The 12,759-nt window shown below is 34.5% G+C and carries 8 protein-coding genes; all 8 read left to right on the top strand.

Translation table 11 applies throughout. The annotated features are described in order from the left end of the window. Nucleotides 1-319: 319 nt before the first annotated feature. The 8 genes from ACQY63_RS08075 (at nt 320) to ACQY63_RS08040 (ending at nt 12,758) form a co-directional block, all read left to right on the top strand. Nucleotides 320-1,558 carry a nucleotide sugar dehydrogenase gene (locus ACQY63_RS08075; RefSeq protein ID WP_428245282.1) on the top strand — a complete coding sequence of 413 codons (1,239 nt, stop codon included), beginning with the start codon at nt 320-322 and terminating at the stop codon, nt 1,556-1,558. 239 nt (nt 1,559-1,797) lie between these two features. Next, complete coding sequence (locus ACQY63_RS08070) at nt 1,798-6,501, top strand: glycosyl hydrolase (protein ID WP_022164546.1); 4,704 nt, start codon at nt 1,798-1,800, stop codon at nt 6,499-6,501. A gap of 193 nt (nt 6,502-6,694) precedes the next feature. After that, the gene (locus ACQY63_RS08065; protein WP_302689375.1) at nt 6,695-7,102 is read left to right on the top strand and encodes a hypothetical protein; all 408 of its coding nucleotides are present in this window, start codon (nt 6,695-6,697) and stop codon (nt 7,100-7,102) included. A gap of 172 nt (nt 7,103-7,274) precedes the next feature. After that, complete coding sequence (gene glf / locus ACQY63_RS08060; RefSeq protein WP_022166155.1) at nt 7,275-8,402, top strand: UDP-galactopyranose mutase; 1,128 nt, start codon at nt 7,275-7,277, stop codon at nt 8,400-8,402. A 67-nt stretch (nt 8,403-8,469) separates the two neighbouring features. Further along, nucleotides 8,470-9,552 carry a glycosyltransferase gene (locus ACQY63_RS08055; protein ID WP_022166156.1) on the top strand — a complete coding sequence of 361 codons (1,083 nt, stop codon included), beginning with the start codon at nt 8,470-8,472 and terminating at the stop codon, nt 9,550-9,552. A 1-nt stretch (nt 9,553) separates the two neighbouring features. After that, nucleotides 9,554-10,687, top strand: a complete 1,134-nt coding sequence (locus ACQY63_RS08050; protein ID WP_428245028.1) for a glycosyltransferase — start codon at nt 9,554-9,556, stop codon at nt 10,685-10,687. A gap of 100 nt (nt 10,688-10,787) precedes the next feature. Next, entirely contained in the window at nt 10,788-11,240 is a 453-nt protein-coding gene (locus ACQY63_RS08045; protein ID WP_022166158.1) for an acyltransferase, read from the top strand. Between the two features lie 21 nt (nt 11,241-11,261). Then, nucleotides 11,262-12,758, top strand: coding sequence for a hypothetical protein (locus tag ACQY63_RS08040; RefSeq protein ID WP_022166159.1), 1,497 nt, complete (start codon nt 11,262-11,264; stop codon nt 12,756-12,758). Nucleotide 12,759 lies beyond the last annotated feature (1 nt).

The following is a 12,759-nucleotide window of genomic DNA, read 5'->3' as shown; positions in this document are numbered from 1 at the left end:
ACAGAAGAGAATGGTGGAAAACAATTATTTCAGGAGAATACAGGGAGTATTATAGGAAAATGTACGACAATAGGTGTACATGTCATTAAATAATTTCTCTTTATATGATTATGTATTTGTGTTATATTAAGAAGGTTAAAGGGTCTATGCATTTAACTTTGTTAAATTTAAAATATCAAAACGAATTTATAATTTGATTGCAGTGTCAGGAAGTCTGATTACACATAATGAATAATTGGTGTGATTAGGATTTAGTTGTTTGACACCAAAATCATAAGTTAAAAACAAGTGAGGTAGAACAATGAGAGAATTTAAGGATTTGAAGATTGCGGTAGCAGGAACAGGTTATGTTGGATTATCAATTGCTACTTTATTATCACAGCATCATCAGGTAACTGCTGTTGATATTATTCCTGAAAAGGTTGAGCTTATTAATAATAAGAAGTCACCTATACAGGATGATTATATTGAAAAATATTTGGCTGAAAAGGATTTAAACCTTACAGCAACATTAGACGCAAAGGCAGCTTACGAAGATGCAGATTTTGTTGTTATTGCAGCACCAACTAACTATGACAGCAAGACACAGCATTTTGATACATCAGCAGTTGAAGCGGTAATTGATTTAGTAATGGAATATAATCCTGAAGCAATCATGATTATTAAATCAACAATTCCTGTAGGATATACAAGGAGTATCAGAGAAAAAACAGGTAGCGAAAATATTATTTTCAGCCCTGAATTTTTAAGAGAAAGCAAGGCTTTGTATGACAATCTATATCCTAGCAGAATTATTGTAGGAACAGATTTTAACAATGATAAGTTAGTAGAAGCTGCTCATACTTTTGCAAAGTTATTACAGGAAGGTGCAATCAAGGAAGATATTGATACATTATTTATGGGATTCACAGAAGCGGAAGCTGTAAAACTTTTTGCAAACACATATTTAGCATTACGTGTTGCTTATTTTAATGAATTAGACACATATGCAGAGTCAAAGGGCTTAAACACACAGGAAATTATTGATGGTGTATGTTTAGATCCAAGAATTGGAACACATTATAATAACCCAAGTTTCGGATATGGCGGTTATTGTTTGCCAAAGGATACAAAGCAGTTATTAGCAAACTATGCTGACGTACCTGAAAACTTAATCGAAGCCATAGTAGAAAGTAACAGAACAAGAAAGAGCTACATTGCAGACAGAGTTCTTCAGATGGCAGGCTACTATGATTACAGCAGTGATTATGATTACGATGATTCAAAAGAAAAGAATGTTGTAATTGGTGTTTATCGTTTAACAATGAAGAGTAATAGTGACAACTTTAGACAGAGCTCAATTCAGGGTGTTATGAAGAGAGTTAAGGCTAAGGGCGCTAAGGTTGTTATTTACGAGCCAACTTTAGAAGATGGTGATACATTCTTTGGAAGCGAAGTTGTAAATGACTTAGATAAGTTCAAGGAAATGAGTCAGGCAATTATTGCAAACAGATACGATAGTTGTTTAGATGATGTTAAGGAAAAAGTTTATACAAGAGATATTTTCCAGAGAGACTAGAATATTTAGTGAGTTGATTTGGAAGCCAAGAATTCAAATATTAATTACAATAAACATAGAAAAGCACAAGGTCGAAAGATTTTGTGCTTTTTTCACTAAAATAAACACTGAAAATAAAATAATTGCACTAACAAATTGTAAAAAAGAGATTTAATATATATATATATACAGGTAAAGCCATTAGAGTGTAAAATGGAAGTAATAGGCAAATTAAAATATTAAACAAAAAAGGAGACAAAATGAAGAAAGGACTTTTAAAAAAATCATTGGCGCTATGTTGTTCTATTACAATGTTGGCAACTAGTGTACCAATAACAAACGTATCAGCAGCAGATTTTACAGATGATTCTGTTAATGTGATGGTTGATAGTGGCGGATACAAAACAGAGGTTTTTGGCGTAAGGACAGAAGATTGGGGACAAACTTGGACTGATAGAAAAGATTCGCTTCCACCATCAAAGGTTTATTTAACCGACAATTATAAAGAAACAGTTGGAACAGTGCCAACAAACGATTGGGCAAGCTCAGTTGTTTTTGATCAATATTCAGAGTCGCTTTATGCACATCCACTTGCTTACAGAGCAGCAAGTAACGGAATGCAGATGGCATCACCGGCAGTAGTTGATGGCACTTCCTATGTTGACGGAGAGCCAACAGTAGAAAGCTTGTTAGAAGATGATACAGTGGAACTTGTAGTAGGTGGAGACAGCTTTAGTGCCAAAGATGCAAGCGTTGACAAAACGACAGACTGGAGTTACGAGATTGTAATGGCAAACAATGCAGGCAGCAGTTCCATGAGAGCGATTATTGCCAAGGGAACTCCTTATGCATACTATACTTTTGATAATATGTCACCAACAATTTCACTTGGTGCAGGCGCAACAGATTTAGCTATAGTAAAGAATACAACAGCTTCAAATATTATTGGTGTAAGTCTTAAGAACAAAAAAGACGGTAAGACACATTACTATATGTTAAGCGCACCTTCAGGAACTACATGGACTAATGCAGGTGGAAAACTTACAGCGAAGTTACCAGCAGGCAAAAACTATATGTCTGTGGCAATTCTACCGGATAGAAGCAACGAGGCTTTTTCATTATATGAAAAGTATGCTTTTAATTTTATTACGGATACAAAGGTACAGTGGGAATATCTTAATAATTCAGCCAAGGTTGTAACAAAATATAACGTAACAACTAAGAATATGGAAACAGGAGCCGTAGGTGGAGACACAATTATGGCACTTTATCCACACCAGTGGCGTTATACTGAAGCTGACTTTACAAAATACACATACAACACAATTCGTGGAACAATGAAAACTGTTGTAGGTTCAAGTTATGTAACTCAGATGCAGTACAACGGAATTTTGTCAACACTTCCAACAACAACTGATGAGGAAACAGTTGGCAAAATCAAGGAACAGCTTGGTTATTTATACGACTATAGAAAGAAAAAAGATGATCCAAAGTGGATTTGCTATCTAGAAGGTCAGTATGGTGGCTATGATACATATTGGGTTGGAAAGAATCTTAACACTATGGCAGATGCAATATGGCTTTCAGGTCAGCTTGATAACGATGATGCTGACATGAAGACTATTACTGATGAAATGGTTGATGGAGTAAAAGATTACCTTGAATTTTGGTTTGATCCATATCAGGGATATATTAGCGGAAATTATAAAGACGATTATTTTTACTATGACAAGAATTACGGTACTTTAATTGGGTATCCTTCATCTTATGATTCTGACAAACAGGTAAATGACCACCATTTCCATTACGGATATTGGATTAAAGCAGCTGCAGCAGTTGCCATGGAAAAGCCTGAATGGGCAAAAGAATGGGGTGGCATGGTTTACGAGATGATTGGTGATATTGCCAATGTTCATCGTGATGGTAAGGGCTACAACCAAAACAGTTCTACAAGATATCCATTCCTTAGAAACTTTGACATTTACGAAGGTCATTCATGGGCATCAGGCGTTGCCAATTATGAATATGATGAGAATGGTGAATTAGTAGACAAGAAGGGTGGCCTTGCAGGTGGAAACAATCAGGAGTCTTCGTCTGAATCTGTTAATGCCTGGGCATCATTAATTCTTTGGGGCGAGGCTGTTGGCGATAAAGAAGTTCGAGATGCAGGTATTTATATGTATACAACAGAAGTGGCAGCAATTGAGGACTACTACTATGATGTACATAATGAAATTTTTACAGATAAATATGAAGACAAAGATAATTATAATCTTCAGACAGTTACAAGATTGTTTGGCGGTCGTTATGATCACACAGCTTGGTGGACAGAAAATTCCATTGAAGTAACAACAATTACCATGCTTCCTATTTCAGGGGCAACTCTTTATATGGGAAAATACAAGGATAAAGTAAAAAATGTTGTGGACAGCATAGATGAGAACAGTAAGCAGTGGAAGCATTTTGTGGCAAATAAAAACCAGATTTGTGCAAATTACGGAAAAAAAGACATGCTTATAGATCCTAAAACAAATCAGGATGTAATTGCAGAATATTATGCCTATTATGATCCGGATGGTGCGTTGGCACGTTGGGATCAAAGTGATACTGGAAAGGTTGAAAACGGTGAGTCAAGGGCTCATACATTGTCATATATAACATCACTTCAGAAATATGGAAATCAGGATTTTTCTATTACAGGTAGCGATCCTCTTTCATTGGTTTTAAGCAAGGACGGTAAGAAAACTTACGTTGCAGAGAATCACACAGATCAGGTGAAGAGAGTTTATTTTACAGATGATACATATGTAGATGTTCCGGCTAACTCAAGTTATGTAGGCAAGAAGACAGGTGATGGATCTAATCCAAATATTGATGATAGTGAGTTACTTGGAAACATAACAAAAGTAACAGTAGAAAATTATTTAGAAAATTATGCAGGTAATGGCTACGACATGACTTCAAGTCAGGTTAGTGTAAAAGAAGGAGAAACAAGCTATACATATCAGCCACAGAATATTACAGGTTTTAATTTTGACAGTAGTAACAAAGGTAATGTTCTTACTACAGCTGTAAAGGAAGATAATTCATCAGTGGTGAAAGCTTACTATAAGCGTAACAACTACACTATAAGTTATGTTCTAAACGGTGGTGTATTTACAAATGCACAGCCAGGGGCTGCTGGACAGAATGCATACGGTGGTAATCCAACTAACTACCGATATGGTAGTAGCATTAAGTTAGTAAATCCTACAAAAGCAGGTTATAAATTCGAAGGTTGGTTTGCTGATTCTAATTATGAGAATGAAATTACGGAAATCACACCAACAACCGCAGGCAATTTGACGTTATATGCCAAGTTTGTTGATGAGTCCATAATTACAGATTTTACAGTTGAATACTATAAACAGAGTGAAGACCGAAGTGAGTATAATCTTGTGAAAGAAGATACTGTTAAAGTGACAAGTATTGTTGGTAAGGAAGTATCTGCAGTTGAGAAATCATATGACGGATACAAACTTAATGAAAATTCAATTACAACAGGTGCTGTTTTACCTAACGGAAAATTGATTCTGCGATTATATTATGACATTGACCAGAAAACTTCTACAAATACAGACAGAGGAGCATACATAGGAAGTGATGGTAAACTTAATTTTGTTGTAAAAGACAATGCAGGTAGAGTGTTACTTTACTACAAGGTTGTTAGCAAACAGGCAGAGGCACAGGCGTTTTACAACGAAGCTGTTGCAAGTAATGGCGGCAATTGCCCGGGATATTTTATGGAAAAATCAGGCGATGAGTTTAAGAAAGTTGCTAATGAAACTGTAAGTGGAAGCGATTATGTTATCTATAGATTTAACATTGATGACAAAGAATTTACTGATTGGAATTTGGCACAAATATCAGATTTGGGAAATGCCGGAACAAATAATAAAAAAGCAAATTACAGCGTGAAGTATTTTGTTCAGGATAAAGACCAAAATGAATATACTGAAAATAAAAACATGGCGGTAACTGTTGAAGGCACTGTGGGAGAAGCTGTTGTTGCTACAAAGAAAAATGTTGTAGAAAATAATAACGTTCAGGAAAACAACGGACAGGGCTTTACAGTAAATGTTAAAAAGAGTAGCCTTTTCGGTGTGGTAAAAGAAGATGGCAGCTTAGAATTAAAGGTGTATTATGATAGAAACACTTATGCTATTGACTATAATGGTTTAGGTAATGCTACACATAGCAACCCATCAACATATGTTTATGGAAATGCAGTTAAACTTACAAACCCGGTAGGCGGTGAAGAATTCCAGGGCTGGTATTTAGATGATAGTTACACACAACAAATTTCAGAAATAGCCGATGGTACTTTGGGAAATATTGTACTTTATGCAAAGTTTAAAAATTCACAGCCGGCGACAACAAAACCGGCAGAAACACCAAAGCCAACAACAAAGCCTGGTGAGACAACAAATAAGTCAGATGATGTTACAACAAAACCAAGTGGAACAACAGAAATTCCGGCAACAAGTAACCCTGCCACAACAGGAAATGGTGAAACAACAAAGCCGGGTACTACAACAGGAACAGGCGAAGTAACAACAGCTCCAGGAAAAACAACAAAATCTGGTACATCTGTTACAACAAAAATAAAACGACCTGCCAAGGTTAAGAAACTTAAACTAAAGAAGAAAATCTCTAAAAAGAGCAATGGCAAATTCAAGAGAAAAATTAGCATTAAGTGGAAAAAACTAAAAGGCGTAACAGGTTATCAAATTGCAATTAGAATTGGCAAGAAAGGCAAATTCAAAGTTGTAAAGAAAATCAAGAAAAACAAACGCAAATACATAAAGTCAAAGATTAAACCGGGAAAGACTTATTATGTAAAAGTAAGAGCTTATAGGAAAGTTGGCAAGAAAGTAGTTTATGGAAAATACTCGAAGGCTAAAAAGTGTAAGTTTAAGAAATAGTTTGAATAATGGAAGACAATTGTTATTTATTAGCACACACTGTGCCACCTGACAAATTAACGAAAGCACGCTCTCGCCGCCAAACGCTCGTAGCGGTTCTATAAAGTCGACTACGCTGCCTTTATGAACCGACGGCGTTAGAGCACTTTCTTTTAACTTTGTCAGTTGTCACAGTGAAGAGGAAGCAGTGAAAATGGCTGTGGACGAATGCATAAATGAAGATGTGTTGCGAGAATTTCTGCTGGAAAATAAGGCGGAGGTGGTAAAAATGTTCTTGACAGAGTATAACGAAAAGCAGACATTGGAAAACACATATAATGATGGTGTTGAAGTTGGAAAAGAGATTGGTAAAGAAAAGGGGATAGAAATTGGCAAAGCTAAGGGCATAGAGCTGGGCAAAGTGCAGGGAATTGAATTTGGAGAACGCAGAAAACTTATTGAAATGGTATATAAGAAAATAAAAAGAGGAAAAACTGTAGAAGAAATAGCAGACGATTTGGAAGAAAATATAGAAGTTGTTAAGCAGATTTATGGTGATATTAATGCCGTCGGCATAAACAAGAACTTGGAAGTAATCATAGAACAATTAACAATGAAATAGAGAATAGAAAAAAGTCCTGTAAGTGTTTTGAAAAATTAGAACACTTGCAGGTTTTTTCTTTCCTACAAAAGACCTTTTAATGTTCCTATATACGTGTTAAAATTATAATAATATGGGCTGTTATTCCATATAAGAAATAATAACTTAAAAATTAGAAAAGTGAGATTAAAATATGTACGATTTTTTAGTAGTAGGTGCAGGACTTTTTGGAAGTATTTTTGCACATGAAGCAAGCAAAGCAGGAAAGAAAGTTTTAGTTATTGATAAAAGACCTAACATAGCAGGTAATATATACACAGAAAACATTGATGGAATTAATGTTCATAAATATGGAGCACATATATTCCATACAAATAATAAGAAGGTGTGGGATTATATACAGCAGTTCGCAGAATTTAACAGATACACAAACTCGCCGGTAGCAAGGTACAAGGACGAATTATACAACCTGCCTTTTAATATGAATACATTTAATAAAATGTGGGGGGTTTTTACACCTGAAGAAGCAAAAGCAAAGATTCAGCAGCAGGTGCAGGAAGCGGGAATTACTGAACCAAAGAATTTGGAAGAACAGGCGATTTCAATGGTAGGTAAGGATATTTACGAGAAACTTATCAAAGGTTACACAGGTAAGCAGTGGGGCAGACCTTGCGACCAGTTACCAAGCTTCATTATTAAACGTTTGCCTGTAAGATTTACTTATGACAACAATTATTTTAATGATAAATATCAGGGAATTCCTGTAGGCGGTTATACACAGATTATTGAGAAAATGTTAGATGGCATTGAAGTGAGACTTAACGAGGATTTCTTTGACAAAAAAGAAGAGTACAAAAACATTGCAAATAAGATTGTGTTTACGGGAATGATTGATGAGTATTTTGATTACTGCTACGGAGAATTAGAGTACCGTTCATTAAGATTTGAAACAGAGGAACTTGAACAGGAAAATTATCAGGGCAATGCAGTAGTTAATTACACAGAGTACGAAATTCCATACACAAGAATTATCGAACACAAGCATTTTGAATTTGCATGTCAGGGTGGAAATGAAGGTAGCATACCTAAAACAATCATTACAAAAGAATATCCGGCAACTTGGAAGAAAGGCGACGAACCTTACTATCCAATGAATGACGAGAAAAATAACAAGTTATATGCACAGTACAAAGAGTTAGCTGAAAAAGAGTCAAATGTAATTTTTGGTGGCCGACTTGGAATGTACAAGTATTTTGACATGCACAATGTAGTGGAAGAAGCACTTAATTGTGTGAAAGAAAATATGTGTGCGAAAAACTGAGTCCAGAATACTAAGTATTCATAAGGAAAATTGAAAGGAAAATCTAGTATAGCATACGGAGAAGATTATGGCAAAAGAAAAAAAGAAAGTGCTGCATATGGTAGAAGCAATGGGAGGCGGAGTCTTTACATTTATAGTAGAACTTGCAAACGGGTTGTGTAATGATTTTGATATTACCATTGCTTTTGGAATGCGTGAAGAAACACCAAAGAATTATGCAGATTTTTTTGACAATAGAATACAGCTTGTGGAAGTAAAGAATTTTACAAGAAGTCTTAATCCAATGAAAGATTTGAAGGCGTATCTTGAATTAAGAAAAATCGTAAAAGATGTTCAACCGGATATAATTCATACTCATTCTTCAAAAGCTGGAGCTATAGGTAGATTTATGTTCTCAGGAAAATGCGAAAAAGTTTTATATACACCTCATGGATATAGCTTTTTAATGGAAGGCGTCTCAAAAAATAAAAAAAAATTATACAAGTTAATAGAAAAAATATGTGGTGCAAAGTCAAATTGCATTACCATTGCCTGCGGTGAAAGTGAATGGAAGCAGGGACTTACAGTTTGTAAAGAATCAACATACATTAGTAATGGCATCAATATGTCGAAAATGGACAGAATACTTGAAACTTTGCCATTGATAGGGAAAAATCATCAATACACAGTTTATACCTTGGGAAGAGTTACATACCAAAAAAATCCGGAAATGTTTAATGAAATTGCTAAAAGGCTTCCGGATATTAGATTCGTGTGGATTGGTGCAGGTGAATTAGAAGATAAACTGACGGCACCTAACATTTTTGTTACAGGCTGGGCAGATGGCGACTGTAGATATGATGTGGCAAATGCCGGAGATGTTTTTCTGCTACCGTCAAGATGGGAAGGCTTGCCAATAGCTTTGCTGGAGGCAATGTACATGGAGAAACCATGTGTGGTTTCAAATGTTACAGGTAACTGCGATGTGATAAAAAACAAGGTAAACGGTTATATGTGTAATACGGTGGATGAGTTTGTGAACGCTATTGAAGCGTGTAGGAATTATGCTCAGGACAATATTATAAAAGAAGCCAAAAAAAATATAAAAGAGAGTTTTAACACAGATATTTTGTGCAAAAAATATAAACAGGTTTATAATGGGGGATATTAAAATGAGGAAAGTAAAAGTATTGGTTCTGATTACAGCCATGGACAGAGGCGGCGCAGAAACAATGGTAATGAATTATTTGCGAAATATAGATAGAGAAAAAGTTCAAATGGACTTTTTAGTGATTAGAAAATATAAGTCAGATTATGAGGACGAGATTAAACAAATGGGAAGCAATGTATACCATTTAAATCCAATTTTTCTAAAGAATATAGGCAGATTCAAAAGAGAATTCAGAAAATTTCTGACGGAACATAGGGAGTATACGATTATACATTCACATTTAGAAGAGAGAAGCTATTTCCCAATGAAAATAGCAAAAAAAATGGGTGTTCCAGTGAGAATCGTTCACGCTCATTCAATACCAAATGACAAGGGACCAAAGCAGTGGGCGAGACTCTATATGCGAAATAGATTGAAGGGGCTGTACACTCATGGCTTTGCCTGTTCAGAAAAAACTGCTAAGTGGCTATTTGGCAACAATATGAAAAATATAACTATTATGAACAATGCAATTGATACTGAAAAGTTCAAGGCAAATGAGAAGACAGGTAAGAAGTTGAGACAGCAGCTAAAAATAGATGAAAAAACACTGGTAGTTGGTCACATAGGCAGATTTGTTAAACAAAAGAATCAACAATTTTTAATAGATATATTCAAAAATGTTAATAACCAAAGACCAAACAGCAAACTTTTGTTAATAGGTGGCGGAAAACCAAAAGCGGAGCAAAAGTATAAAAACGAAGTAATGAAAAAAATCAAGGAACAGGGCTTGGAAAATAAGGTTAAGTTTCTTGGAGTTAGAGATAACATAGAAGAACTTTTGCAGGTGATGGATGTTTTAGTGATGCCGTCAACAAGCGAAGGCTTTCCGGTGACTTTGGTGGAAGCACAGGCAGCAGGTGTCAGATGTATTGCCTCAGACAGAATAGACTACAAGGTAAACATTACCGATGAAATTCAGTATGAAGCTTTAGAAAGTGATGCTGTAGACTGGGCTAATCGAATAATTTCATTTACAAACACTGAACTTGATGCTGAGGAAATGAACAGAAAAGTAAAGATAGCCGGGTTTGATGTAAAAGAAAAGGCTAGAGATTTAGAAGAGTTCTATATTGGTGTTTCGAAAAGTATTTAAAAACTATTTATCAATAGCAAGAAAATATTTAAACTAAACCTGTGAAAATAAAAGTTATAGATAGGACACAGAATTTACAATGCATGAAGATGGAGGAACCATGAAGCTTATAAAAATGTGGTGCCATTTTAAGGCGAAGATAAAGAAGATAACATACAAATTAATATATGGCAAAAAACTAAAAATCGGAAAAGGAACTACATGGCGCAATGAGTTTCACGTAGCAATCGAGAATGGTGGCACTGTGGAAATAGGGGAAAACTGCTTTTTTAACAATGGTTGCTCATTAAATGCATTAGAGTTCATAAAAATAGGGGATGGAACCATCTTTGGTTCAAACAGTCACGTGTATGACCACAATCATGTGGTGAAAGACGTGGGACAGTCCATAAAAAGTCAGGGTTATACCTGCAAGGAGACTGTTATCGGAAAGCATTGCTGGATTGGAACTAACGTGGTGATAACCAAAGGCGTACATATTGGTGACAACTGCACAATAGGCGCAGGAGTTGTGGTGAGAGAAGATGTTGAGAGCGGAAGTGTAGTGAAGTAGTTGCATAAGAGGAGAAACATAGTGAATAGATATATCGCAAAAGAAAAACAAGGGGCTTGGCTAATAATAAAGATTCTTATAGCAACATCAGTGTTTTTATTAATATGCTCTCGTGCATCTTCCATGATATTGAAAACTTATGGGGATGATTCGGATATTTTTGTTATGTTAGGTAAACTTACAAAAGATGGAATGGTTCCATATAAGGAGTTCTTTGATCATAAAGGTCCGTTTATTATATTAGTAGAATATTTGGCATTTTTGTTACCCAATTATAAAGTGGGATTATTTGTTATAGAATTATTATTTATTACAGCAACATTAATGGCGGAATATAACATTTTTAAATTATATTTTAATGAGAACAAGTCTTGTATTTTTACAATTGTAAGTTTATTTGTATTAAATATATATTATCAGGGAGGAAATTTTACTGAAGAATATTGTCTTCCATTTTTGATGTGGAGTACATTCTTTTTTGTAAAATATTCCAATAGAAAAAATAAGAAAAATGTGGAGCACAATTTAGGGTATTCCTTTTTTTATGGTATCACATTTACTGTATGTGCTTTAACTAGAATTACAAATGCTTTGCCGCTATGTGCGATAATACTGGTATTATTTGTATATGTATTATTTGAAAAAAGGTATGATATTATTTTAAAAAATATTCTTTGGTTTGCGTTAGGAATACTGGTTAGCCTTACACCATTTGTTATATATTTGATTGCAAAAGGTGCTCTGAAGGATGCAATCTATGCAACATTTATATTTAATTTTAGATATGCAAAAGCAAGCACAAATGAAAAATATCTGTTAAAGGAACAAATTAAGACAATAGTTTATTTAATTCCAATTTTTACAGTATTTTTAGTAAGCTGTTTCAAAAAGAATAAGTTGAAGACAAAAAATATATTATCTATATGTATGGTTGTTATGAGTGTATTTGCGATAGTATTACAAATAAGTGGGCAACCATATCGACACTATCTTATAATATGGTTACCATTATTATGTATTGGTGTATGTATAGTTGACTTGAAATCGATAAAATATAGAACGTATAGATATGTTTTAATGCTTTTCCTTATTATAAGCTCGTGCATAGTGATAGGAAAAAATGTGAGTGTTTTAGCTGATAGTTGTAATCTTGTCACAAAAAATGAAGAACAAGATTATGCGAAATATGTTAATGATTTAAAGGAAAAAATTCCAGGTGATAAGTTAGACAGAGTTATTGCATATAATGTTTTAGCTAAGTTCTACATTATATCGGATATAAAGCCATGTTATAAATATTGTATATTACAAGATTGGCAGTGTAGTCATGATAGTAAAATGACATTAGAGTTTGAGAAAATGATTAAGTCGTTAAAGGCTCAGTACATTGTCATTACCAAGGATAGTATAAATGCTTATGACGGATATATTAATCAACATTATCATCAGAAATATGAAAATAAGTATTTTGAACTGTTAGAAATTAACTATAATACAGATTACGTTAAAGGAAGATAAT

The organism is Eubacterium sp. Marseille-QA0814, assembly GCF_965119675.1.
GTDB lineage: Bacteria > Bacillota > Clostridia > Lachnospirales > Lachnospiraceae > Eubacterium_G.
This window is presented reverse-complemented; position numbering and strand designations above follow the sequence as displayed.

Bases quoted from the DNA above. Each gene is read 5' to 3' on its own strand.
- ACQY63_RS08055 (WP_022166156.1), top strand. From the start codon at position 8,470: ATGGCAAAAGAAAAAAAGAAAGTGCTGCATATGGTAGAAGCAATGGGA.
- ACQY63_RS08050 (WP_428245028.1), top strand. From the start codon at position 9,554: ATGAGGAAAGTAAAAGTATTGGTTCTGATTACAGCCATGGACAGAGGC.
- glf (WP_022166155.1), top strand. From the start codon at position 7,275: ATGTACGATTTTTTAGTAGTAGGTGCAGGACTTTTTGGAAGTATTTTT.
- ACQY63_RS08070 (WP_022164546.1), top strand. From the start codon at position 1,798: ATGAAGAAAGGACTTTTAAAAAAATCATTGGCGCTATGTTGTTCTATT.
- ACQY63_RS08045 (WP_022166158.1), top strand. From the start codon at position 10,788: ATGAAGCTTATAAAAATGTGGTGCCATTTTAAGGCGAAGATAAAGAAG.
- ACQY63_RS08065 (WP_302689375.1), top strand. From the start codon at position 6,695: ATGGCTGTGGACGAATGCATAAATGAAGATGTGTTGCGAGAATTTCTG.